The organism is Pseudomonas petroselini (assembly GCF_045037875.1).
GTDB classification, from domain to species: Bacteria; Pseudomonadota; Gammaproteobacteria; order Pseudomonadales; family Pseudomonadaceae; genus Aquipseudomonas; species Aquipseudomonas petroselini.
Map to the genome: position 1 here is coordinate 4,344,502 of NZ_CP173614.1, position 21,532 is coordinate 4,366,033.

Consider the following 21,532-nt stretch of genomic DNA (forward strand, 5'->3'; position numbering starts at 1 on the left):
ATCAGCCAAGCCGCACGCGTTGCTCTTCGATCTTCGCGCGTATCGAGTTCTTCCACTCGTCACGGGTCTGAAAGCCAGGACGGCGCAGGCACATGGCATGGGTCTGGGCCAGGATCACTTCGGCCGGCAGTTCCAGATCCAGCGGTTCCTTGCAGGGTTGGGCGGTGTAGAACGGCGCATCCACATACATTTCGATGGGGTTGCCCTCGGGGTCCTTGAAGTACAGGGACCAGGCGTTGCCATGGTCGACCTGGGCAATGCCTTGAATGCCGTTGCGCTTGGCAAACTGGTAGTAGGTTTTCAGGTCTTCGAGCGAATCGAGCAAGAAGGACAACTGGTTGATCGGGTTAAATGCCAGGTCGGCAGGCTTGCCGTCGAAGAGCACCACCTGGTGATGCAGCTCAGGATTTTGCGTCATGAAGAACAGTCGGTGGCCGGTCGAGGCAACCCCTTTGTCGCTGACGATGAAACCCAGGACACGGCAGTAAAAATCGACCATGCGGTCGAGGTCTGCGCAGAAAACACCGGTATGAGTGAAGTTGATAGTGGGTAGAGCGGGCATGTGAAACCTCCAGTTTTTATGATTGTGCAGAGGACAACGCTCAGGCTTCGTCGATAACGCCGTTGGACAGGGTGCCGATTTCGGTGATCACAACTTCAAACACATCACCGGGTTTTAGAAAGATCGGTGGGTTGCGTTTGAAGCCGATCCCGCTTGGCGTGCCAGTGGCCAGGATATCGCCCGGGTTCCATGCCAGTGCCTTGGAGACATAGGCGATCAAGTGCGGAATATCGAAGGCCAGCTCTGAAAGACTGCCCTCCTGCAATTGCTCGCCGTTGAGTACCCCGCGCACCACAAGCTTACGGTAATCGGGAATGTCCGCTGCGGGAATCAGCCAGGGGCCCAGCGCACCGGTTTTTCTGAAGGTTTTGCCCATGCCGTATTGATGAGTATGGAACTGCCAGTCACGCACGCTGGCATCGTTGAAGCAGGTGTAGCCGGCGACATGCGCCATCGCATCCGCCGGGTCGATGTGCGATCCACCCTTGCCGATCACAACGGCCAATTCGGCTTCAAAGTCGAATTGCTCCGACACTTGCGGCCGCACCAATGGCTCACCGTGGGGCAACAGTGTTTCGGCGAAGCGTTGGAAAATCACTGGGAATTCACCGACCTTGCGCCCGGCTTCCTCGGCATGCGCCACATAGTTGATGCCCACGCAAATCACCTTGCCTGGGTTGGGGATCACCGCTTCCAGCTCTACGCTGGAGAACGCATAGTCTGCCGGCTGGCTGCCGACGAGCCGCCGCGCTTCGTCCATTAAGGCCGGGTCGCCCAGGAACGTCGCGAGGTCGCCCACCGAGGCAAAGGCCTCGGTCAGCTCAATCACGCCATCCCCCCGCACCGCGCCGAAATGCGCTTTGCCGTCTTTGCGGTAAGAAATCAGCTTCATGTTTCTCTCCTGTTTTTTTGTGCACAAAAACTTACTTCTTGCACCATACATTATTAAATGCATAATTCGAAAGGCCAGCTTAAAAAATAATGCGCCGTTTGAGGCGCTCGTATCAGGAGGTTCGGCATGACGCTTGTGAGGGTAAGGAAGATCAAACTGGATGTGGAGGAAGTCCTCCATGAGGGCGGGCCAGTCGCGTCAGCGCCGTTGAGGATAGCGGTGGCCACTGCGGTGGTTGCCAACCCCTACGCCGGCCAATATGTTGAGGACGTGCTGCCGTTCATGCAGGCGCTGAGAAGTTTGGGGGCCGAATTGTCGGAGCGCTTGATCCACGCGCTGGGCGGCGCGGAACATGTGCAGGCGTATGGCAAGGGTGCCATCGTCGGCGAAGACGGCGAGTTGGAACACGGTGCGGTCTGGCATGAAGCCGGAGGCTGGGCGATGCGTGAGGCACTGGGCAACCCGAAAGCGATTGTGCCGGCGGCGAAAACCATTGCGGGCCCGGGCTCGCGGGTAATGATCCCGCTCGGGCACATTCAGGCCGCCTACGTGCGCAGTCATTTCGGTGTGGCGGAAATGACCGTGTGGGATGGTCCGCGTCGCGGCGAGATCGCGTTTGGCCTGGCGATGGCCACGGGCGGACGCATCCATGCGCGGCTGGGCGGCCTTAGCGCCTTCGATGTGAAGGGCGCAGACGGGCTGCGATAACAGCACAACGTAAACAGAAGCTCCAAGTGCCTTACCACTACAAAAATAAAATGTGTGTTGGAGAACATCATGACTGCAAACACTATGCGTGCCGCACGCCTGTATGAAGGCGGCAAACCAATGGTTATCGAGCAAGTGCCAACCCCCGGCATCCGCCCTACCGAGGTATTGGTCAAGGTCAAGGCCTGCGGCATCGTGCCGAACCTGCACAACATCCTCACCCATTGGGTCACATGGTTCCCTCACAGCCCCTTACCGAAGCTGCCAGCGATTTTCGGGCTGGACCCTGCCGGTGTTATCGAAGCGGTAGGTGATCAGGTCTACGACTTCAAGGTGGGTGACCGGGTGTACGTTAACCCCGGCCGCCACTGTGGTTCCTGCCGCGCCTGTCGTGCAGGCAATACGATCGCCTGCACGGCCTACACCTTCAACGGCTACTTCGGTTTCACTGCCAAGAGCCCACGGATGTTTGAGGACTACCCCTACGGAGGTCTCTGCGAGTACATCCCCGCGCCGCAATACAGCCTGGTCAAACTGCCCGAGAACCTCAGCTTCGAAACGGCTGCACGCCTCGGGTACCTGGGTACGGCCTATAAGGCTCTGCTGCGGGCCGGTGCCGGTCCTGGCAGTACCGTATTGATCAACGGCATCAGCGGCACACTCGGGCTGGGCGCCGTGGCGCTGGCATTGGCGATGGGCGTGCGCAAAATCCTCGGCACCGCGCGCAACCAGGAGCTGTTCCAGAAGGTTAAAGACCTGGCAGCCCCCAGCAGGATCGAGATTCACACCCTTGGAACAACGCCCACGCAACAATGGGCCAGCGAAGTCACCCGGGGCGAAGGCGTTGATATCGTCATCGACGCCTTGGGCCCTGGCGCCCCCCACGAGAGCTTGATCCAAGCCCTTAAATCCCTTAACAGAGGCGGTCATCTGATCAACATCGGCGCCATTGCGGGTGATGTCCCTATCGACCTGCACTGGATCATGGATAACGACGTCCAACTCAGCGGGTCGGCGTGGTTCACCACCGGGCAGGGCCAAGCCATGGCCGATATGGTGGAGTCCGGCGTGCTGGATCTGTCGTTCTTCGAGCACACCACCTTCAGCCTGGAAAACGTCAACCATGCAATTACTGGCATCGAAAATCGCCATGGCGGGTTCAGCAACTATGTGATCTGCCCTTGAGTGAACGCAGCGAGGAGCGCATCCCCTCGCTGCCCCTTTTTGCGCGCTGAGTAATCTCCATGAAAATAAGAAGACTGGTCACCGGGCACAACGAACAAGGCCACTCCGTTTTTGTGTCTGACGATTTGGCCCCCAGGGCCCAATCCTTCAGCTCCATTCCGGGGCATGGCATGGCGCAAATCTGGTCGACACCCGCCCTCCCGGTACTGCTCGCTCAGGGCAGCGACCCGACCTTGGCGCTTGCTTCGCTGATTCCTGCCCAAGGCGGCACCAGCATTGCCCTGTTTGATTTCCCTCCCGACAGTGTCATGCATAACCTTGTAGACGGCGTAAAGGCCTATGCCGAGTTGAGCGCGGCCCTGCCCGGTTTGATTGAGTGTTTTGAGCCGGACAGCCCAGGTATGCACACCACCGCCACCATCGATTATGGCGTGATCCTGGAAGGTGAAATGTGGCTTGAACTGGATAACGGTGAAAGCCGCCTAGTCAAGGCTGGCGATATCGTGATCCAGAACGGCACGCGACATGCCTGGCGCAACAAGAGTGAACACATCGCTCGAGCGCTGTTTGTGATGATCGGCGTCACCCCCTCCGCCCAACACTTGCAAGGATTACCATGACCCACATCGTCCACCGCCTTCTCGGGCTATCCGGCAGCTTGCGCGCGCAGTCCACCAACACTGCGGTGCTCAACACCCTAGCCAGCCGCTTGGGTGACCATGTGCAACTGCAGGTGTTCGCCCTCAACGATCTCCCTTTGTACAACGCTGATCTGGAGGCTGATGCGCTGCCTGATGCCGTGCACGCATTTAAAGAAGCCATACGCCAGGCAGATGGCCTGATTATCTGCTCGCCCGAATACAACTATGGGGTTTCCGGGGTGCTGAAAAACGCCTTGGATTGGGCGTCTCGCCCTGGCTTCAACTCACCGCTGAAAAACAAACCGGTATTGATCATGACGTCCTCACCTGGTGTGCTGGGTGGGGTACGGGCCCAGGCACAATTGCGCGATACGCTGAACGCCACGTTGTCACGGGTGATCAACTGCCAGCAGATTGTGATTCCGGGGGTCAATCAGAAGATCCATGACGGCCGATTTGTGGATGAGCCGACGATCGAGTTCATGTTGGCAGGGGTCGCCGATTTGACGGACGAGATCAATCTTCTGACTTGAGCTGATTCGGCTTGGCGCCCGTCACCGTCGGCGGACGCCCCGCTCGTTGATCAAGAACAAAACGCTCGACTTGCGAATGAATGCACATCAAAGCGCATTCAGTTGTACGACAACAAAACGACACATGATAGTATTTCTCATGCAGCGGACGTTCGATTCGCTGCACCGATGACACGGACGTCCGCTCGAGAAACACGCCACACCTGTGCGTGTTTAAAACCTCAAGTTAATCAAGGATCTGATTATTCATGACAACACCATCAACCTTCACCGCGTGCAAACTCGCCAGTGCCATTTTCGGCGTCCTCGTGCTTGGCAGCTTGCCGGCTCACGCTGCGGACATTTGGCTGGATTCGGCCACGACGGGCTGGGCCACTCAGAACGGTGGCACCAAGGGCGGCTCCAAGGCTGCCGCGGCTAACATCTACACGGTCAAAAACGCTGCCGAGTTGAAAACCGCACTGAGTGCTTCGGTGGGAACCAATGGACGCATCATCAAAATCACGGGCGTGATCGACGTCAGTGAAGGCAAGGCTTATACGACGACTGCGGATATGAAGAAGCGTGGCCGCCTGGATATTCCCGGCAAAACCACCATCGTCGGCACCAGCAGCACCGCCGAAATCCGCGAAGGTTTCTTCTATGCCAAAGAAAACGACGTGATCATTCGCAACCTCACCATCGAGAACCCTTGGGACCCAGAGCCGATCTGGGATGCCAATGATGGCAAGGAAGGTAACTGGAACTCCGAATACGATGGTTTGACCATCGAAGGCGCCAACAATGTGTGGGTTGACCATGTCACCTTCACCGACGGCCGCCGCACCGATGCGCAGAACGGCACCGCTAACGGTCGCCCGAAACAGCACCACGACGGCGCCCTGGACGTGAAAAACGGCGCCAACTACGTGACCATTTCGTACACCGCCTTCAAGTCCCACGAGAAGAACAACCTGATCGGTTCGAGCGACAGCCGCACCACCGATGACGGCAAGCTCAAGGTGACGATCCACAACTCCCTGTTCGAGAACATTTCGGCCCGCGCCCCGCGCGTGCGCTTCGGCCAGGTGCACCTGTACAACAACTACCACGTGGGTAGCACCAGCGATAAGGTCTACCCCTTCTCGTACGCGCATGGCGTCGGCAAGGGCTCGAAAATCTTCTCCGAGAAAAACGCGTTCGAGATCAGCGGCATCAGCGGCTGCGACAAAATCGCCGGCGACTACGGTGGCAGCGTATACCGCGACACCGGCTCGACCCTCAATGGCGGCGCGTTGACCTGCCCCTGGACCGCAAGCATCGGCTGGACCCCGCCTTACAACTACACACCGCTGGCGGCGGACAAAGTCGCTGCAGACGTCAAGGCCAAGGCCGGCGCCGGCAAGCTCTGACTGAACGGTTGTACCCAGTAAAAAGAAGCCCTCGGTGACGGGGGCTTTTTAGTGCGCGCTTGCAGCTATTGCACCAACTGGTTGATCTCGATAATCGGCAGCAGCACGGCCATTACAATCACCAGCACCACCGCGCCCATCACGACAATCATCAGTGGTTCCAGCAACGCCGTCATGCCCATGGCCCGACGCTCGATATCGCGCGATAAGGTCTGCGCCGCCCGCTCCAGCATTGGCGGCAGCGAACCGGTTTTTTCGCCACTGGCGATCAGGTGGATCAGTACCGGCGGGAACACATTTTCCACGCGCAACGCCGGCGCGAGGTTCACGCCTTCGCGCACCTTCGCCGTGGCATCTCTCACGCTGAGGCTCAAGCGGTCATTGGATAGGGTTTGCCGCGCCGCTTCCAGGGCACGCAACAACGGCACCCCGGCGGCCCCCAGAATCGCCAGGGTCGAGGCAAACCGTGCCGTGTTCAGGCCCAGCACAAAGCGCCCGATCAAGGGCAAGCGCAGCACCCGGCTGTGCCAGTTCAGGCGCGCCACCGGGTTACGCAAATACAGGCGCCATCCCCAGAAGCCGGCGGCCATGAGACCGAAACACAACACTCCCCAAGCACGAATGAAATCACTCGCATTGAGCATCGCCAGGGTCAGCCCCGGCAAGTCCTGGCGAGCCTGGGAAAACGCACTGACCACCTGCGGCACCACATAGCTGAGCAGAAAGATCACGATCGCAATCGACACCAGCCCGACCACGCCCGGGTAGATAAACGCGGTGAGGATCTTGCTGCGCAGGTTGTTGCGTTCTTCGATGTAATCGGCCAAACGCTCCATGACCTGCGCGAGGTCGCCGGACTCTTCACCGGCGGCAATCAATGCGCGATAGATCGCGGGGAAATCCCGTGGCCGTGTCGCCAGGGCCTCAGCCAGGCGCATACCGCCGCGTACATCGGCGCGCACCGCGCTCAAGGTCTGGGCGATATGCTTTTTTTCCGCCTGCTCGACCGTGGCGCTCAAGGCGGCCTCCAACGGCAGGCTGGCGCCCAGCAGGCTCGCCAGTTGCCGCGTGGCCCAGGCGAGGTCGTTGTCGGAGAACCTGGCGCTGAACACTGCACCGCCGCCGGCAGGCACAGGGGTTTCAAGCTGCACCGAGAGCGCGGTAAGACCACGGCTGCGCAACACCCCGAACGCGGCGCGCTGGCTATCGGCTTCAAGGTACCCGGACTCAAGCTTGCCGGTGGCGTCGGCGGCTTCGAAACGGTAGCGATTCATCAGGCGTCCCGTGTCACACGCAGGATTTCTTCCGGCGCCGTGGCCCCTGCGTGCACCCAACGCTCACCGTCTTCGCGCAGGCTGAACATGCCCGTTTCGCGCGCCGCAAGGCGCAGGGCCTGTTCACCCGCACCCTGGTGGATCAACGCGCGAATCTCATCGTCGATACAGAACAACTCATGGATGCCGGTGCGGCCGCTGTAGCCGGTGTGGTTACAGGCGGCACAGCCAAGCGGCCGCCACGTGCCGGGGTGGGCCGGGTCTTCCTGCTTGCAGTGGCTGCACAGGCGCCGCACCAGCCTTTGCGCCAACACGCCGAGCATCGAAGACGCCAGCAGGAACGGCTCGACGCCCATGTCAATCAGCCGGTTGACCGCCGATACCGCATCATTGGTGTGCAGCGTGGCCAGCACCAGGTGCCCGGTCAGCGAAGCCTGCACTGCAATCTGTGCGGTTTCGAGGTCGCGGATCTCGCCGATCATGATGATGTCCGGGTCCTGGCGCAGGATCGCCCGCAGGGCCAGGGCAAAGGTCATGTCGATCTTGGCATTCACCTGGATCTGGCTGATGCCCGGCAGGTCGTATTCCACCGGGTCTTCAACGGTGAGGATGTTGCTGGTGCTGGCGTCCAACCGTGCGAGCGCGGCATAGAGGCTGGTGGTCTTGCCGCTGCCGGTGGGGCCGGTGACCAACACGATGCCGTGGGGCTGGCGGATCAGGTTGTCCAGCTTGGCCAGCACCTGCACGTCCATGCCGAGGGTTTCCAGTTGCAGGCGCCCGGCCTGTTTGTCGAGCAAACGCATCACCACCCGCTCACCGTGGCCGGTGGGCACCGTGGATACGCGGATGTCGATCGGCCGACCCGCCACGCGCAACGCGATGCGGCCATCCTGAGGCAGGCGTTTTTCGGCGATGTCCAGTTGCGCCATGATCTTGATCCGCGACACCAGCGCCGCGTGCAACGCCTTACGCGGCGAGACCACGTCACGCAGGGTGCCGTCGACCCGGTAGCGCACCACCGAATGGCTTTCGTAAGGCTCGATGTGAATGTCACTGGCCTCGTCACGCGCCGCCTGGGTGAGCAACGCGTTGATCATGCGGATCACCGGCGCGCCGTCCTGGGTGTCCAGCAGGTCGGTGATTTCCGGGATGTCCTGCATCAAGCGGTCAAGATCGACTTCGTTTTCCGCCGCCCCTACCACCGCCGCCGCGCTGCCGGTGTCGGCGTAGGCTGCGGCGAGCAAGCCGTCGAGTTCCTCGTCCCGCACCTGCTCGAGCCGCGCCGCGCCGAACTGCCGGCGCACCTCGCTGATCGACCAGCCGGGCGTCGATGGGCAAACCGTCAGCACCGCGCCCTCCTCGCCATTGCGCAGCAGGATGCGTTGAGCCTTGGCCCAGGCGTAGGGCAACGCGTTCATTGGAGCGGCACTGCACGAATCGTCGCGCGGGGTTGCCCGCTTCCCGGTGCCGCCGGCACCCCCACGGCCGCGGCGGGTAATTGCGGCGCCTGCATGCCCGGCATCGCCCAACTGCGCTCCGGTTGCAGTGCGCCCTGGGCCCGGCGGATAAAGTCGTAGCGGTTCAGGGTAATCGCCCGTCCACCGGCGCTGTCACGGATGATATAGGGCCGCAGGAACACCATCAGGTTGGTCTTGGTGGTGGCCCGGCGTTCATTGCGAAACAATGCGCCGAGCCCGGGAATGCTCGACAGCCAGGGCACCGCCTCGTTGCTCTGGCTGTAGCCGTCCTGCAGCAGGCCGCCGAGCACCATGATCTGCCCGTCATCGAGCAGGATGCTGGTGTCAATTGCGCGCTTGTTGGTCACCACTCCCGCCGACGTCGCACTGCTGGAGGCGCGTTCGTCGATGCTGCTGACTTCCTGGTAGATATCGAGCTTGACCGTGCCGCCTTCGGAGATCTGTGGCCGTACATTGAGCTTGAGCCCAACCTCCTCGCGCGTCACCGTCTGGAACGGGTTGTTGCTGGTGCCACCCCCTCCGGTCACGTAGCTGCCGCTGACAAACGGAATGGTCTGGCCGACGAAAATACTCGCGGCTTCGTTGTCCAGGGTCAGCAGGTTCGGCGTTGACAGTACGTTGCTGCCGCCCTTGCTCTTGAGGGCGCGGGCCAGCACTTTGAGGTCCATGACATTGCCGACACCGGGGATGTTCACCGTGCCGCTGAGGTAACCCACGCTCAGGCCACCGGGCAGCGCGTCGATGCTGGTCAGGCCGCCGGTCTGCAGCCCGCTACCGCCCAGGTTGGTGCCGCCGATCACCCCTTTTCCCGCCAGGTCACCGCTTTGCCATTGCACGCCAAATTCGTTGGCATCGTCCTCGCCGACCTCGACGATCAGGCTCTCGATCACCACCTGTGCGCGACGCTGGTCCAGCATGTCGATGACTTCCCGCAGGTTGCGGTACAGCGGCTCGGGCGCGGAAATCAGCAAGGTGTTGGTGGTGGCGTCCGCCTGGATCGTGACACCGCCGGCGCTGAAGGCGACACTTTGGTCCGTGGCCTGGGCGCCGGCCTGGCTGCTCGAATTGCCGCCGCTCTGTCCGTAGCCCATGCCGGTGCCGTTGCTGGTACTGCTGCCGCTGCTCGACGTCTGGCTGGTGCTGCTTGGGCTGTTTTGGCCGCTCTGCCCGCCGCTGGTGTTGCCACCCATCGCGCTCAGCACCGAACGTCCGGTATCGCCGGTGCCGCTCTCGCTTTCACCGGTGAGCAAGCCGCGCAGTGCCTGGGCCAGCTTCGCCGCCTGGGCGTTACGCAGGTACACCACGTGCAGGTTGCTCGGATTGCTCTGGGCGTTGTCGAGTTTGTACACCAGGTTGCGCGCCAGCTCGGTGCGCTCCGGGCTGCCGGCACGGATGATGATCGAGTTGGAACGCGGGTCGCCCACCACCGAAATCTTCTGGGTGGCGTCGCCGCCAGGCTGTTCCAGCAGCTGCGAGACCATACCGGCGATGTCCACCGCGATGCCGTTCTGGACCTGCACGACATCGGTGTCGATCGCGCTGGGGCTGTCGATGCTGTCGATCAACTGCGCCACGCGCGTCAGGTTGTCGGCGTAGTCGGTGATGACCAGGGTGTTGTTGCCGGGGTAGGCATTGATCGGATTGTTCGGCGAGACGATCGGGCGCAGCACCGGGATCAGGTTCACCGCGTTTTCATAATGCAGGCGAAACGTGCGCGTGAGCATGCCATTCGCCGCCGGCCGGTCGGCACTGTAGACCGGCCCACCGAGCAATTTCGCATCGGCCTCCAGTACCACATGGGCCACGCCGCCGACGTCGACCACGCTGAAGCCCTGCATGCGCAATGCCGCCAGCAACATATCGTAGGCCTGATGGGCCGGTACTTCGCCTTCAGACACCAGGGTCAGGGAACCGGTCACGCGTGGGTCGACCAGAAACTGCCGGCCGGTGGCGCGGGAGAGACCGCGCACGACGGCTTGAATGTCGGCATCCACGAAATTCAGATTCACCGGCTGGCTGCCCAATGGGTTGCTCAGCGCTGTATTGCCGACACTTGCGCCGCCCCGGCGCACCGGATTGACGAGGGTACGCTGAGGCCGCGCTTGCCGCTCGATCTGCGTCTGGGCGCGCTGGCGTTCCAGGAGTACGTCGCCGCTGCGCTGGGTATTGGCCAGAGGCTGGCCGAGTTCGCTGTCGACCAGCAGCGGTGGTGCGTTGGAAGCCGTTTGCGTGCTGCACGCGCTCAGTGCCAGTAACAGGAACGGCGCGGCGTTGCGTACATAATTGGAACCTGACCACTTCATGAAGCTTCCTTAGCGCCAAGCGCCTGATCCATGCGGACAGTTCCCGACAGAGTGCCTGCCGTATCATCGGCCTTGGCTTCGCCTGCACGCTGCAAACGGGCCTCGACCACTTCCAGAGAAAATTGCCTTGGGTTGCTCACCAGCCAACCGATGACTGCGTCAGCCGGTGCAGTTTCGAACGTCAACTGCCAGCCGGTCTCCACCGGCGTCAATTGGTAATATCCGACCAGCCCGCGCGCATCCAGGCTTTGGCGCAGGGCCGGTTCGAGCGGCTGGCCGGCGGTTGGCGTCGGCACCTCGCGCAGCAACCGTTCGAGTGCCTCGGTTTGCGCACGCAGCTTTGGTGTTTCAGCCTGCCAATATTCGATTTTCTTCAAGGCCGGCTGGATCAGGACCAGCCAGCTCAGCAGCACGCCGAGCAGCAGCGCAGTGCCCGCGACCATGCGTTTTTCCCGCCGTGACAGGCCTCGCCAAACGCCCCGCGCGCGCGCGTTGAAGTGCTGCCATTGGCCACGCCAAAGGGTCAAGGAATGCTTATTCATTGTCGCTTGCAGCACCGGAGTCGGGTTCACGGGATTCGGCATCGGCCGGGCGCAGGCGCCAGCCCGTCGGCGTGGCCTGAGCCGCGACGCCGGCCTGGGCCAGGGTGGCTTGCCAGGCGTTATCTGGGGTATTTCGCCGCGCATCGGCGGTCAAACTCACGTGCAGCTCTGCCTGTTCGAAGACCAGGCCCTGCACATTGCCGACCATGAACGGCATCGCGTCGGCGGCTTGCAGCATCAGGCCGGCAAAGCGCTGGGATGCGTCGTTACTGGCCGGGTTCTGCCGCGCGCTCAATTGCTGACGGGCTTGTTGCAGTGGATTAAGGATCACCGGCAACTCGGGAAACGCCTGTTTGACCCGCTGACTCATTTGCATTTTGAGTTGCTGGCCTTCGCTGGCCTCACGCGCGGCGTACAGGTTCAGGCCCAGCAGCCACACGCCGATTGCCAGCGCGCAACAGGCCAGCGCCCTGCCCCAACCCGCTTGCGACCCTGGTGCCTTGCCGACGCCGCCGTGCAATCCCCACGTAGGTAAAGCAGCAGACCATCGTTGCTGCGCAGGTTGTGGCTCGATCACTGCAGCGGGGGTGTCGTCACCGAACCAGGTCAAGCGGCTGCCACTGGCCGCCAGCGCGTCCAGGCTCGCTTGAACCTGCGGTTCGACCACGCCTTGCTCAAGGCTATGGCGCAGCAGCAAATGCCCCTCCAGCACACAGGCACTGATGTGCCCGGCCGGTGGCACCGGCAGGCCATAGGGTGCGGGATATAGCCCCCGCAGCTTTAACCGGTGCTGGCTCAACACCTCACCGAAACGCTCCAGGACCGACGCCGGCAACCAACTGAGGAACACGTGCCCATCGGCATCGCCAGGGCTGTGCGCGATATGCATCTGTTCAATGCGACCGAGGATCAGCGCCTGTGCCGCACACATCACCGCCGCCTGGGTCTTCGCGGCCGACAGCGGTGGCAACTGCAACTGTGTGAGGACGCTGTCCATGGGGTGAAGAAAGCACTCCACGCTCTGCGATTGAGCCGTTTGCCCCAGCAACGCCAGCGTACTGACGCCGGTCTGGCTGACGCGACCGTTGCGGTCCAGGCGTGCGAACGCAAGCTCAGTGTCCGGCGTAAGGCTGTCCAGCGGCGGCAAGGCAATGCGCACACTCATACGCCCAGTCTCGACCAGATCACCTTGGGCATGTCGTTCTCCGAGCGATACAACAATGCGTCCACCCTGACCCGGCGCTTGTCACGACGGGCGTAACCGTGAAGCAGAAACCATTCGCTGGTGATACCGACGTCAAGGTCGTCGACGCTCAACTGCGGCGCACGCAAGCGATTGAGAAAGTCGCCGCGATTGATAAACCACTGGCCCCGATCACGCTCTGCGACCAAGGCCTGCGCCTGGGTCAGCGATAGCCCAGGCACTACCGCGGCCAGTACCTCAGCGCTGGCGGTGTTGCTGTTGACCCAGGTACTGACCGGGATAACGCTGACATAGGGCGCCAGGCGCGCCAACACCCGCTCATTCACGCCCTGGATACCGCGCAGATCGTCGAGGCTGCGCAGCATCGGCCGGGTTGCAGGAACGGGATTGGCGTTGGCGTCGGGCGAGGTCGCGCGGCCGCTGTTAAACCGGTTTTGCGTCGTGCTTTGCGAATGTTCCTGGCGCGGATAAGCGGCAATGACGCGCTGACTGATGCGTTGCGCAACGCCAGCCTCGATGCCGAGCATGGCGCACAGCTGCTCAAAACTGCGTAATTGCCTGGCATTGACGCGCTCGCCGGCGATCAAGTTCCGCAGGTTGAATTTGCCTTGCTGATCCTCCAGGCGCCCATCAAAACCTGCACCTGGGAGGGCGCTTTTGATCGGTTGCGCCCATGCCTGGTCACGCCGCGTTGGTGCTTCCTTGCGACGCGCATCCCACAGCAGTTGCCGGCTGGTTTCCAGGCCGCCGAGCAGCACCGCACTGCCTTGCAGGCGTGACTGTTCAGCTTCCAGCGAGCGGGTAAACACGCTCTGCCGGGTGAGCATGCCAGCGGCGATAACCGCCACCACGGCGGCGATCAGCAAGGCGCTGATGATCGCCATGCCGCGCTGCTTCGCGCTATTGAGCAAAGGGTTTTTCATGGCAGCGCTTAGAGCTGCCAGGAGCCGATATCGGCGTTCACGCCGTCGCCGTCAGGTTGCCCGTCTGCACCGAGGGAGAAGATGTCGACTTCGCCGTTCGCGCCAGGGTTCAGGTAATGGTAAGGACGCCCCCACGGGTCATTGGGCAAACGCTCCAGGTAGGAACGCCAGTTGCTGTTCTTGGCGTCCGCCGGGCGCTCCACCAGCACTTTGAGCCCCTGGTTCATGCTGGGGTAAGTGCCGTGGTCGAGGCGATAGAGCTTGAGTGCCTGCATCAGGCCGGAGACGTCCTGCTTGGCCGCCGTGGCCCTGGCTTGATCCGGACGGTCGAGCACCTTGGGTACGACCATGGCCGCGAGGATGCCGAGAATCACCACCACCACCATGATCTCGATCAGGGTGAACCCCTGCTGGCCTCGGCCACCTGCAGACTGAAATTTGACGCGAGCGACATCCATATTCACCATCCTTGGCTTGTTTGCAATTCGGCGCGCAGTGTAACAAATGAACTAAATGGTGTATTGAAAAAACTCAGCCGCACGCTGAGTCATCTGCCTGTTTTCGAGTGTTATCCTGCATGCCGGTTTTCGGTAAAGAGTCACCCATGGAGCTGTCGCGCAAGGAGCAAGGTTTTACGTTGATCGAGGTGCTGGTGGCGTTGGCGATTATTGCCGTGGCCATGTCGGCAGCCGTGCGCGTTGCGGGCCTGATGACCCAGAGCAATGGCCTGCTGCGTGACCGATCACTGGCACTGCTGGCGGCGCAGAGCCGACTGGCCGAACTGCGCCTGGAAGGCCGGCTGGCACCGGGGCACAAAGCCTTCGAATGTGATCAAGGGCACCTGCAACTGCGCTGCGGGCAAGTGATCGCGCCGAGTGCAGACCCCCGGCTGATGCGCGTCACGCTGCAGGTCTCGGACCGCGAACGCGAGGCGCCGCCGTTGGCGCGGCTCGAGACGCTGCTCGCCCAGCCCGTGGAAAAACGCGAATGAGCGGGCTCAGGGCCGGGTCAATCGTGGCATCGACTGAGCGTCGGGCAGCGTGCTGACCTTGAATCGAGTCCGTTCGCTGCCGCGCTCAATCACCACGGTGTCGCGCTCAATCGCCACCAGGCGCACCCCCTGGGTCAAGCGCTCCCCCACCAGAAACCCACGGGGTGGCATGCCGTTGAGACTGAGGATCGCGACTGCGCCATGCGCACCGGTCATCATCCCTGAAACCTGGATATCCAGCACTGCAAGCCGATTGGAAAACCACTGCAATGCCGGGCTGTCGACCGCCAATGCGGCGTCTTCGCGCTCGGCCGGCGGTGCGCTGGATTGGACCGGGGTCAGCAGCAGTGATGACCAGACCAACACGCCCGCCAACGTCGCGAGCAACGCCGCCGACTGCACACATTGCGCGGGCGATAAACGAAAAGTGTGTGCCAAGACGAAACCTCCTTGTTGTCCTGTCAGGCAGTCTACAGGACAACTCTCGGTATGTTCTCCACGACGACGGAGCGTTGCGCGATGACAGCAGCCAGGCAACACGGCTTTACCCTGATCGAACTGATGGTGGTGCTCATCATCATTGGCATTGCCAGTGCGGCGGTCGGCCTGAGTATCAAGCCCGACCCGTTGCACCTGCTGCGCCAGGACGCCAATCGCCTGGTGCAACTGCTGCAGGTCGCCCAGGCCGAAGCCTTGGCCGACGGGCGCCCGATCACCTGGCTGGCAGATACCAAAGGGTTTCACTTCAGCCGCCGCAATGAACACGCTACGGGCTTCGATCAGTTCAACAGCGACCCGCAACTGCGTCCTCGTGCGTGGGACACACCGGCGGTTCAGGTACGCGTCATCCCCAAACAACGGGTCGTACTCAACGCCGAGTGGTTCGATACGCCGTTGCAACTGCAACTGTCGGACGGGCAGAACAGCCTTTCGGTACGGCGCACCGCGGCCGGACAATTTCGCGTGGAGGCTACGCCATGAATACTCGGCAGCACGGCTTTACGCTGATTGAAGTGATGGTGGCGATCATGCTGATGGCGATCGTCAGCCTGATTGCCTGGCGCGGCCTCGACAGCGTCAGCCGTGCCGACCAGCATCTGCAGGCGAGCACCGAACACACCGAAGCCCTACTGCGCGCCCTGAACCAGCTGGAACGCGACCTGGCCCTGCGCGCCAGCACCGAATTGCGCGTGCCGAACCTTACCGAGCACGAGACCGAACCTGCGCAAGCGCCGCCGGCGATCAGCGTACGCAGCGCAGACAATCAGCGCTTTCGCCTAGACGTGATCCGCAGCGCAGCCGCGTCGGAAGACGGTCTGCAACGGGTACGCTGGTGGCTGCAGGACCAAACCCTATACCGCGCAGCAGCACCCGCGCGCAGCCGCTACCCGCTTCCCGCACCGGGCGAAGGCGTGGCCGTATTGGACAAAGTGAGTGACCTGCAGGTACGTGTCTGGGAGCCTGGCCAGGGTTGGCGTCAACTGAGCGGCAATCGCAAGGACGAACCCCAAGGCCTGGAGATCAAGCTGACTCGCCAGACGTTGCAGGGAGCAGAACATTATCGGCAGGTCGTGGGACCATTGAATTAGGTGTGAACGTATTTAAGGGCTAGACATTAATTTAACAGGCTATTTATCTTTATGTACTTAAACGCTACAGCCCACAGATCTCATTAGCAAAAGCACCGCCCCATCAAATTCTTAATCAGTCATACCCCTTATTGACTTCGCACTCTTCCACTCCCCTATAACAGGAAGAATGACGATTTTAATCTTCTCAACATTAGTAAATCCATTTTTCTGAGTGAAAAAGGGGACAAAGAAAATAAATCCATGCCCTTTTCTCAGATGCAGCACCTGTTATTAATGAACATACACTTCAATTTAAATGCTCGAGGCTGTTGGCCGGAAATATATCTGGCCGAGCATTAAGTCCCCGAAGGGAAGGCAGTTACTTTTCTGATGCCCTTCCTTCGCGAATCAAATTGCAATACGCAACAACTTAATATCTTGCGTCACGGGATCCATACATATTACGCACGCCACAAGTAAAATTTTCGCAAGCGCAGATTCAATCTTAACTGAAAATTGAACAGTGTCTGGAGAGCACTTCAAACTAGCGATCAACGCGGAGAACCACGATTTAGAGTATTGTAAATGCGGACCAAGCGATGCAGCATCCAGCTGTAAAGCACCTTCACTGTCCAATAATTTTAAACCCAAAAACAAGGTGACGTTCCCATCAGCCTCGCTAATCGCGAGTTGATCATTGTTGTAGTCGCCGCCGTATCGACCAGAAATCAATGTTGCGTTGTAGCGACCCACAAGAGATTCAAACAGCTGACTTCGCACCTGGGCATCTTTCGAAAGATTGTTCATATTTCATCAACCCTGCTATTTCAGAAAGTCATAATGAACATCATAGCAATCCAGCGGTTTCACGGGTAGCCACTCCGCTGGAATATAGGGTGTATCTATAGCTACTTGATAACCGTGCCGCCAGGCAATTTTTGCGTAAATAACACCAACCGTAGAAATCAGCCCCTCGGAATAACCACTTTCACTACTAAGCCTTCTCTTTATTGCGGCGGGTGTTGTTAGTTCGCGCAAGACGGATTCCATTTTTGACGTATCACCCTCGGCCAGCGCAATGAAGAACTCATTATCCAGCATGAATCTCTTCTTGGGTCCCGAAGGTGGATGCGCAATCATTCTGGCACACCGCTCGAGCAACTGAGTAAAGTCACCTTTAACCGCCAACCTAATTTGATACGCTACAAAGTCCGCCGTAGTGGTCGCCTGAACTCTTTTAGCATCAAAGATATCGTCGTTATTGCAGAACCAACTGATCAAGGATTCATTATCAGAAACCAAGCCAGCTAAAAAATCAAACGTCTTCGTCATGAAGTTCATTTTGTCGGTTTTCAGTGAATACCGGTGCCGACGCAGACTGTCCGCTATAAAAAACCAGGTTTTCATCTTTTCCAATGACGAATTGCTAAACCATTCCTCTATAGCTTGCGCATATGCATGCGACGCTAAACTATCCATGCACGCAATTGGATCACCTTTGCCGGTTTCTATATTTACTACACATCTTTCGATATTAAAGCCGCCGTCCAAGTGGCTTTTTACATGCTCGATTCTTGATACGGCTTGCGCCTTGTATTTTCCATATTTTTCAAAGGCCTCCATTTATTCACCTCACTTTAACTTAGCAATTATTAGCTGACCTGATTTTCGATCAACACCCGCGACGCCTTTTACCAAACCTCAATAAGAGCGTCGGCAGCGGTACGAATGATGGTGATGGTTCCATCCTCATTGGCAGTAATACGGTTCTCACTGGTCTTAGTGCCAGATCCGCCGCCCTCAACCCTGAAGTAGGTGACAGTTTCTGGAGAACCTCCTTTTGCACCGCTTTCGCTTGTTGATCCTACTCCCCCGACCGCTTCGGAGCAGCGGCACCTCCCAGCAGGGCTACGTCGATAATTTCCGCTAGCGCCACGCGCGCGCGCAACTCCAGGGACCCCAGGCAAAACCGTTTACCCGAGGACGGCAAAATAGTGCTAAAAGGCCACTACTGGTTATCGCTTTTTGGCGGAATAACACTATGCCTAATCATCACTCGTTTCCCAGGACATCGTTTATCCGTTGGTTTGTGCAAGACAATGAAAAACTCGACCGGGACATTCGTTTAAAGCTACTCAAAGGCCCCCTCTCCTCTCGAGCGGCGCTGGCGGCAGCGGGGCTGAACACGCTGCTCGTCTGCAGTGTCGCCGTGATACTCCATCCCACCGTGTTTTTCATCTGTTGGTGGGTAGCCGACATTGTGATCTGGATCATCCGCTGGCTTTTACTGCAACGGTTTTTAACCCGTGAAGCGTCCAAATTACCCTACGCGGCGGACCTGTCGCTGCTCTTCGGTTTGATTTGGGCTGCCGAAATCGGCGTCGGTACGGCGGCGTGCGTCATCAGCATGGACCCAGTGCTGCAAGTGCTGGCCTGTACGTCGGCGGTCAGCATGAACGGCGCTATTGCCATGCGGAATCAAGGCATCCCCCGATACGCCTTCACCCAGATCCTGCTCACGGATATACCGCTGAAACTGGCCACGCTGTTTCAACCGGAACCGATGTTACGGGTATTGATCCTACAGGCCCCAATGTACCTCACCGGCTTGTGGGTACTGCTGAACAACCTCAATGCCAACCTTACGAAAGCCTACATTGCAGAAGCACAGAGCACACATTCAGCCACCCACGACAAACTGACGGGCGTACTGAACCGCTTAGGCATCCTGAATATGTTGACCGCCTCGCTCAGCTCGAACGCCAAAGAGGATGCGGGTTTTTTCGTCCTTTACCTGGACTTGGACGGGTTCAAAAAAATCAATGACGCGAACGGGCATGCGACCGGCGACGGCGTACTCGTGTCCTTCTCTGCCATGATCACCGAGGTGGTGCGCAAGAGTGACGTAGTGGCACGCATAGGCGGGGACGAATTCATTGTGTTAATGCCGGGTACCGATAAGGCATCCGCCGCACTCGTTGCCGAGCGCATTATCAAGACCCTTGGCGATTACACCGATACACATGCTGACTATGACGGTCTCGGTGTCAGCATCGGCATTACCGAGAGCGCGGCTGCAGGACCGGAGAGTGTTGATCAGGTTTTATTCAGGGCGGATATAGCGATGTATGAAGCAAAATCCGCCGGTAAGAACTGTTATCGGTTTGGATAGGTCCTGGTTCAGGCTTCATAAATAACGGTGAATGTCCCGATCACGATTGAACTGAGGGATGCGACCGTTGAGGGAGCGCAAATACCCCCACTGGCAAGGACGAACCGATGAGGTTGGCTGTCGATGCAACCATGCCAAAATCGCCTCAGCGGCGATAGTCAATGCCAGTTGCTGACCTGGACATTCATGTCGTCCTGAGCCGAAGCTGAAGGTTCGTCGTTGCGTCCGTTTTAGCAAGAGGCTATCGGGGTGTGGGTTTGCGTAGGGATCCCTGTTGGCTGAAGCGAGTAACACTAGAACGGTATCACCCGCCTCCAGGACGCTATCCCCGATAATGCATCGCTTTGCAACGAATCGCCGGGTATTTTGCACCGGGGAGTCGTAGCGCGCTACCTCTGCCACCAAGTCTGCAACGAGCATCGGCTCAGGTTGCATGCCTTCAGTCAGATCAGGGTGACGATGGAGCGCTACAAGAGTATTGCCGATCAGGCCTGCGGTGGCTTCGCAAGTCTGTGACAACAAGCCGATCAGGTTGGCGATCAATGCATCATGCTCGCTCCAGGCGTTGGCCGCACAGGCGCTCCGGATATGACTCATGAAGCGGCTGCTCTCCTCCTGGTCACTCAATAGCGCGCTGAATAATTGATTTAACCGAGTGGCCCCGGAATGAGCTTCGCCGAGTTGAATTTCGTCGCTTAACGGCGACAGGCAGGCGACAAAATCCCGTGTCAGCTTCGCGACTTCGTGTAGCCGCCCGGATGGGAGGCCTATCAAGGCTGCGATGACGGAAACCGGTAACGTGAACATCAACTCATCCAGGTCTTCAACGGGGTCATCGAGGGTCTCGACCACGCGTGACACGATCTCTGAGAGGCTTTCTTTCCCGACAGAAGCCAAGGCAGGCTCGATAGCCATCCTGGGGCACAGATGCTGCGGGCCCTCGTTCATGCGCATCAAACGACCAAAAATCACTCCTGCGGCGCCACGCGCAATGGCAGGAGGAATCGGCTCGCTTAGCGGGCGCACCCGACAGTCGGGATGCCCCAAAATGGCTTCGACGGTGTTGGCACTGCTCGCAATCCATAAACCCAGCTCTGCATCGAATAACAAGCCACTTTGTCGCCTGAGGTTTGAGTAATAACCGTAGGGATCAGCATGGGTAGCGGCTTCAAAAGGCGTCATTGCGCAAGTCCTGTTCACAAAGAACGGCTACTATCGAACACCCCTCATGCCAACGATTCGCTCAGGAACGAAATATGGACGCTCAACGCAATGACACCGCGATTTCTCGGGTAGCCGGCGCCATTGCCGAGCCTGCGAGGACGAAAATGCTGTGTTCGTTGATGGATGGCCACGCCCGTACCAGTACCGAAATGGCCGCCATCGCCGACGTCGGTGCATCCACGGCGAGCGCGCACCTGGCACGACTAAAAGAGGACGGGTTGGTAAGGCTGCACACGCAGGGCAGGCATCGCTATTACAGCCTGGCGGACGCGCAAGTGGCCCAGGCTATTGAGGCCCTGATGGTGATCGGCCAAAACACTGGTCCACAGTATGTGTCCACAACCCCGACCCGATTGCAGTTCGCACGTACCTGTTATGACCACATGGCTGGAACACTCGCTGTGCAACTGCACGACCATTTCATCGCGTCAGGCTGGTTAACCGCGTCGGTCGCTGGGGACAGCATGTATCAGCTTACGATGAACGGCGAACAAGCGATGACCGAGCTCGGTATCGAGATAGAACAGGTAAGAGCACAACGACGTCAGTTCGCGTGCTCATGCCTGGATTGGAGCATGCGCCGCCCTCATCTTGCCGGAGCACTCGGAGCAGCGCTCCTACAGACAGCCATAAACCGCAAATGGGTTATCCAAGACCTTGACAGTCGGGCACTTGCATTAACATCCAAGGGGCGAAAGGAGCTGTCTGGCCGATTCGGGATCACTTTTGAAAACACAGAGATAAAACCATCAGTCGTAGCAAATGTAACACCACCCGCCGAGCCAGCTTTACCTGCACGATAACGACCAATCCCTTTGGCTGGGCATCTGTTCGGCCACACGCGGATGCCTGGCGCCCAGCAAAAACATCTCAACTGCCCGACCGACCGTCGGGTGCGCCGGGGGGCCACAAAGATAAACCGTGCGTACCCTATACCG

Annotated in this window: 23 protein-coding genes; 10 read left to right on the top strand and 13 right to left on the bottom strand. The window is 59.5% G+C overall.

Annotation, left to right across the window (positions count from 1 at the left end):
* Position 1 precedes the first annotated feature (1 nt).
* Both ACI512_RS19905 and ACI512_RS19910 read right to left on the bottom strand, forming a co-directional pair.
* Positions 2-562 carry a VOC family protein gene (locus ACI512_RS19905; protein ID WP_064053569.1) on the bottom strand — a complete coding sequence of 187 codons (561 nt, stop codon included), beginning with the start codon at positions 560-562 and terminating at the stop codon, positions 2-4.
* 40 nt (positions 563-602) lie between these two features.
* Positions 603-1,454, bottom strand: a complete 852-nt coding sequence (locus ACI512_RS19910; RefSeq protein ID WP_064053568.1) for a fumarylacetoacetate hydrolase family protein — start codon at positions 1,452-1,454, stop codon at positions 603-605.
* 126 nt (positions 1,455-1,580) lie between these two features.
* On the opposite strand from ACI512_RS19910, the gene ACI512_RS19915 reads away from it, so the two are divergent.
* From ACI512_RS19915 to ACI512_RS19935, 5 genes are all read left to right on the top strand, one after another.
* Positions 1,581-2,162: an amino acid synthesis family protein gene (locus ACI512_RS19915; RefSeq protein WP_064053567.1), complete on the top strand. Its 582-nt coding sequence runs from the start codon at positions 1,581-1,583 to the stop codon at positions 2,160-2,162.
* Between the two features lie 69 nt (positions 2,163-2,231).
* On the top strand, positions 2,232-3,347 hold the full coding sequence (locus ACI512_RS19920; RefSeq protein ID WP_405121283.1) for an alcohol dehydrogenase catalytic domain-containing protein: 1,116 nt from the start codon (positions 2,232-2,234) through the stop codon (positions 3,345-3,347).
* A gap of 59 nt (positions 3,348-3,406) precedes the next feature.
* Positions 3,407-3,967, top strand: coding sequence for a cupin domain-containing protein (locus ACI512_RS19925; RefSeq protein WP_236383590.1), 561 nt, complete (start codon positions 3,407-3,409; stop codon positions 3,965-3,967).
* Positions 3,964-4,521, top strand: a complete 558-nt coding sequence (locus ACI512_RS19930; protein WP_064053564.1) for an NADPH-dependent FMN reductase — start codon at positions 3,964-3,966, stop codon at positions 4,519-4,521. The genes ACI512_RS19925 and ACI512_RS19930 overlap by 4 nt, the downstream gene beginning before the upstream one ends.
* Positions 4,522-4,769: 248 nt before the next feature.
* The gene (locus ACI512_RS19935) at positions 4,770-5,912 is read left to right on the top strand and encodes a polysaccharide lyase family 1 protein (protein WP_236383588.1); all 1,143 of its coding nucleotides are present in this window, start codon (positions 4,770-4,772) and stop codon (positions 5,910-5,912) included.
* 65 nt (positions 5,913-5,977) lie between these two features.
* Here the strand turns inward: ACI512_RS19935 and gspF are convergent, their stop codons facing one another.
* From gspF to gspG, 7 genes are read right to left on the bottom strand one after another with little or no spacing between them, the layout of a single operon-like run.
* A complete protein-coding gene (gene gspF / locus ACI512_RS19940; RefSeq protein ID WP_236383585.1) occupies positions 5,978-7,186 on the bottom strand; it encodes a type II secretion system inner membrane protein GspF in 1,209 nt (402 codons plus the stop codon).
* On the bottom strand, positions 7,186-8,604 hold the full coding sequence (gene gspE, locus ACI512_RS19945) for a type II secretion system ATPase GspE (RefSeq protein WP_236383584.1): 1,419 nt from the start codon (positions 8,602-8,604) through the stop codon (positions 7,186-7,188). Before gspE ends, gspF begins: the two co-directional genes overlap by 1 nt.
* Complete coding sequence (gene gspD / locus ACI512_RS19950; RefSeq protein ID WP_405121284.1) at positions 8,601-10,967, bottom strand: type II secretion system secretin GspD; 2,367 nt, start codon at positions 10,965-10,967, stop codon at positions 8,601-8,603. The genes gspE and gspD overlap by 4 nt, the downstream gene beginning before the upstream one ends.
* Entirely contained in the window at positions 10,964-11,509 is a 546-nt protein-coding gene (gene gspM, locus ACI512_RS19955; RefSeq protein WP_236383656.1) for a type II secretion system protein GspM, read from the bottom strand. The genes gspD and gspM overlap by 4 nt, the downstream gene beginning before the upstream one ends.
* On the bottom strand, positions 11,502-12,674 hold the full coding sequence (gene gspL / locus ACI512_RS19960; RefSeq protein ID WP_236383654.1) for a type II secretion system protein GspL: 1,173 nt from the start codon (positions 12,672-12,674) through the stop codon (positions 11,502-11,504). Before gspL ends, gspM begins: the two co-directional genes overlap by 8 nt.
* The gene (gspK, locus tag ACI512_RS19965) at positions 12,671-13,636 is read right to left on the bottom strand and encodes a type II secretion system minor pseudopilin GspK (RefSeq protein WP_236383652.1); all 966 of its coding nucleotides are present in this window, start codon (positions 13,634-13,636) and stop codon (positions 12,671-12,673) included. The genes gspL and gspK overlap by 4 nt, the downstream gene beginning before the upstream one ends.
* Positions 13,637-13,644: 8 nt before the next feature.
* Entirely contained in the window at positions 13,645-14,094 is a 450-nt protein-coding gene (gene gspG / locus ACI512_RS19970) for a type II secretion system major pseudopilin GspG (protein WP_046036790.1), read from the bottom strand.
* Positions 14,095-14,240: 146 nt separating this feature from the next.
* Between gspG and gspI the strand changes: the two genes are divergently transcribed.
* Positions 14,241-14,627 (top strand): type II secretion system minor pseudopilin GspI, encoded by a 387-nt coding sequence (gene gspI, locus ACI512_RS19975; protein WP_236383650.1) that lies wholly within the window; start codon positions 14,241-14,243, stop codon positions 14,625-14,627.
* Between the two features lie 6 nt (positions 14,628-14,633).
* Here gspI and ACI512_RS19980 read toward each other — a convergent pair whose 3' ends face one another.
* Complete coding sequence (locus tag ACI512_RS19980) at positions 14,634-15,065, bottom strand: general secretion pathway protein GspC (protein WP_236383648.1); 432 nt, start codon at positions 15,063-15,065, stop codon at positions 14,634-14,636.
* An 81-nt stretch (positions 15,066-15,146) separates the two neighbouring features.
* Between ACI512_RS19980 and ACI512_RS19985 the strand changes: the two genes are divergently transcribed.
* Positions 15,147-15,608: a GspH/FimT family pseudopilin gene (locus tag ACI512_RS19985; protein WP_012724402.1), complete on the top strand. Its 462-nt coding sequence runs from the start codon at positions 15,147-15,149 to the stop codon at positions 15,606-15,608.
* On the top strand, positions 15,605-16,216 hold the full coding sequence (locus ACI512_RS19990; protein ID WP_046036787.1) for a prepilin-type N-terminal cleavage/methylation domain-containing protein: 612 nt from the start codon (positions 15,605-15,607) through the stop codon (positions 16,214-16,216). Before ACI512_RS19985 ends, ACI512_RS19990 begins: the two co-directional genes overlap by 4 nt.
* A 390-nt stretch (positions 16,217-16,606) precedes the next feature.
* Here ACI512_RS19990 and ACI512_RS19995 read toward each other — a convergent pair whose 3' ends face one another.
* Positions 16,607-17,005: a hypothetical protein gene (locus tag ACI512_RS19995; RefSeq protein WP_064053553.1), complete on the bottom strand. Its 399-nt coding sequence runs from the start codon at positions 17,003-17,005 to the stop codon at positions 16,607-16,609.
* Positions 17,006-17,020: 15 nt separating this feature from the next.
* A complete protein-coding gene (locus ACI512_RS20000; protein WP_231807597.1) occupies positions 17,021-17,821 on the bottom strand; it encodes an Imm49 family immunity protein in 801 nt (266 codons plus the stop codon).
* Positions 17,822-18,239: 418 nt separating this feature from the next.
* On the opposite strand from ACI512_RS20000, the gene ACI512_RS20005 reads away from it, so the two are divergent.
* Complete coding sequence (locus ACI512_RS20005; protein WP_236381162.1) at positions 18,240-19,370, top strand: GGDEF domain-containing protein; 1,131 nt, start codon at positions 18,240-18,242, stop codon at positions 19,368-19,370.
* 15 nt (positions 19,371-19,385) lie between these two features.
* On the opposite strand, the gene ACI512_RS20010 is transcribed toward ACI512_RS20005, so the two are convergent.
* Positions 19,386-20,552 (bottom strand): cytochrome P450, encoded by a 1,167-nt coding sequence (locus ACI512_RS20010; RefSeq protein WP_236381164.1) that lies wholly within the window; start codon positions 20,550-20,552, stop codon positions 19,386-19,388.
* A gap of 74 nt (positions 20,553-20,626) precedes the next feature.
* Between ACI512_RS20010 and ACI512_RS20015 the strand changes: the two genes are divergently transcribed.
* The gene (locus tag ACI512_RS20015) at positions 20,627-21,397 is read left to right on the top strand and encodes a helix-turn-helix transcriptional regulator (protein ID WP_236381166.1); all 771 of its coding nucleotides are present in this window, start codon (positions 20,627-20,629) and stop codon (positions 21,395-21,397) included.
* The last annotated feature ends 135 nt before the right edge of the window (positions 21,398-21,532 follow it).

Coding starts and splice junctions, on each gene's coding strand:
- ACI512_RS20015 (WP_236381166.1), top strand. CDS start 20,627: ATGGACGCTCAACGCAATGACACCGCGATTTCTCGGGTAGCCGGCGCC.
- ACI512_RS20000 (WP_231807597.1), bottom strand. CDS start 17,821: ATGGAGGCCTTTGAAAAATATGGAAAATACAAGGCGCAAGCCGTATCA.
- ACI512_RS20005 (WP_236381162.1), top strand. CDS start 18,240: ATGCCTAATCATCACTCGTTTCCCAGGACATCGTTTATCCGTTGGTTT.
- gspM (WP_236383656.1), bottom strand. CDS start 11,509: ATGAATAAGCATTCCTTGACCCTTTGGCGTGGCCAATGGCAGCACTTC.
- ACI512_RS19985 (WP_012724402.1), top strand. CDS start 15,147: ATGACAGCAGCCAGGCAACACGGCTTTACCCTGATCGAACTGATGGTG.
- ACI512_RS19920 (WP_405121283.1), top strand. CDS start 2,232: ATGACTGCAAACACTATGCGTGCCGCACGCCTGTATGAAGGCGGCAAA.
- gspF (WP_236383585.1), bottom strand. CDS start 7,186: ATGAATCGCTACCGTTTCGAAGCCGCCGACGCCACCGGCAAGCTTGAG.
- ACI512_RS19935 (WP_236383588.1), top strand. CDS start 4,770: ATGACAACACCATCAACCTTCACCGCGTGCAAACTCGCCAGTGCCATT.
- ACI512_RS19930 (WP_064053564.1), top strand. CDS start 3,964: ATGACCCACATCGTCCACCGCCTTCTCGGGCTATCCGGCAGCTTGCGC.
- gspK (WP_236383652.1), bottom strand. CDS start 13,636: ATGAAAAACCCTTTGCTCAATAGCGCGAAGCAGCGCGGCATGGCGATC.
- ACI512_RS19905 (WP_064053569.1), bottom strand. CDS start 562: ATGCCCGCTCTACCCACTATCAACTTCACTCATACCGGTGTTTTCTGC.
- gspI (WP_236383650.1), top strand. CDS start 14,241: ATGGAGCTGTCGCGCAAGGAGCAAGGTTTTACGTTGATCGAGGTGCTG.
- ACI512_RS19925 (WP_236383590.1), top strand. CDS start 3,407: ATGAAAATAAGAAGACTGGTCACCGGGCACAACGAACAAGGCCACTCC.
- ACI512_RS19990 (WP_046036787.1), top strand. CDS start 15,605: ATGAATACTCGGCAGCACGGCTTTACGCTGATTGAAGTGATGGTGGCG.
- ACI512_RS20010 (WP_236381164.1), bottom strand. CDS start 20,552: ATGACGCCTTTTGAAGCCGCTACCCATGCTGATCCCTACGGTTATTAC.
- ACI512_RS19995 (WP_064053553.1), bottom strand. CDS start 17,005: ATGAACAATCTTTCGAAAGATGCCCAGGTGCGAAGTCAGCTGTTTGAA.
- gspL (WP_236383654.1), bottom strand. CDS start 12,674: ATGAGTGTGCGCATTGCCTTGCCGCCGCTGGACAGCCTTACGCCGGAC.
- ACI512_RS19915 (WP_064053567.1), top strand. CDS start 1,581: ATGACGCTTGTGAGGGTAAGGAAGATCAAACTGGATGTGGAGGAAGTC.
- gspE (WP_236383584.1), bottom strand. CDS start 8,604: ATGAACGCGTTGCCCTACGCCTGGGCCAAGGCTCAACGCATCCTGCTG.
- gspD (WP_405121284.1), bottom strand. CDS start 10,967: ATGAAGTGGTCAGGTTCCAATTATGTACGCAACGCCGCGCCGTTCCTG.
- ACI512_RS19910 (WP_064053568.1), bottom strand. CDS start 1,454: ATGAAGCTGATTTCTTACCGCAAAGACGGCAAAGCGCATTTCGGCGCG.
- gspG (WP_046036790.1), bottom strand. CDS start 14,094: ATGGATGTCGCTCGCGTCAAATTTCAGTCTGCAGGTGGCCGAGGCCAG.